We start from the raw sequence: 938 nt of genomic DNA, 5'->3' as shown, positions 1-938 counted from the left end.
CGGGGCGTGTGTGCCGCTGCGGCACCCGTCATTAGTTGCTCTTCGTGGGGGAGGGACTGGGGCTTGCGCCCTGAGAACCCTTAGACACCTTGAGCTTCACGGTCGAATTCTTGTCCACCTTCGAGCCTTCGCCGGGCTCGACGGAAAGGACCTGTCCAGCTGGCTGGGAGTCCGCAACTTCCTCGACAGTGACGTTGAGACCCAGGGCCTTCAGCTGCGCTTCAGCGTCGTCGCGACCGATGCCAACAATGGAGGGGATCTCCACCTGGCCGTTCTTGCCGTTGGACACGGACACGGCGATGGTCGTGCCCTTCTTGACTTTCGTACCCGTCGCCGGATCCTGGGAGACGATGCGATCCTTATCCTTGTCCGAATCGACGCTCGTGACGTTGCCGAGTTCCAGGCCGACGGCCTTCAGGGCGCTACGAGCCTGATCCTGGCTCATGCCTTCAAGGTCGGGAACTTCAACCTGGTCGGAGCCGGAGGACAGGTACGCGGTGATCGTCTGGCCTGCCTTGACCTTCGAACCGGGGGAGGGGTTGGTCTGCGCGACCTTGCCTTCGGGAACCGTGTCGGAGGCGACCTTACTGGAGTTGACCTCCCACTTCAGGCCCAGCGCTTCGACGGCCTTACGCGCGTCGTCCGGACTCATGCCGACCAGGTTATCGGGCAGAGTAACCGAGTCTGGGCCGGAGGAGATCGTGACGCGTACGGTCGCGCCCTTCTCCGCCTGGGTGCCGCCGGCGGGATCTGTCGAGGCCACGGAACCAGCGTCGACAGTGTCGGAGGCGACCTTGTCGGGGTTGAGCTCCCACGTGAAGCCCGCGGCCTCAATCTGAGACTTTGCATCCGCCTGGGAGAGGCCGACGACGTTCGGGACGGCCACGGTCGCCGTCGTCCCTGCGCCGCGCGTGAGCGCCCACACGCTGCCGCCGATG

The 938-nt window shown here is 64.9% G+C and carries 1 protein-coding gene; it reads right to left on the bottom strand.

Going from position 1 to position 938, the window contains the following annotated elements; translation table 11 throughout:
- Positions 1 to 31: 31 nt before the first annotated feature.
- Positions 32 to 938: PASTA domain-containing protein (locus BQ7477_RS10950; protein ID WP_129582585.1), on the bottom strand; the 907-nt coding region annotated here is incomplete at its 5' end.

It is taken from the genome of Actinomyces bouchesdurhonensis, assembly GCF_900128465.1.
In the GTDB taxonomy this organism is placed as follows: domain Bacteria; phylum Actinomycetota; class Actinomycetes; order Actinomycetales; family Actinomycetaceae; genus Pauljensenia; species Pauljensenia bouchesdurhonensis.
Note: the sequence above shows the minus strand (reverse complement) of the source record. Positions and strands in the feature narration are given on the sequence as shown.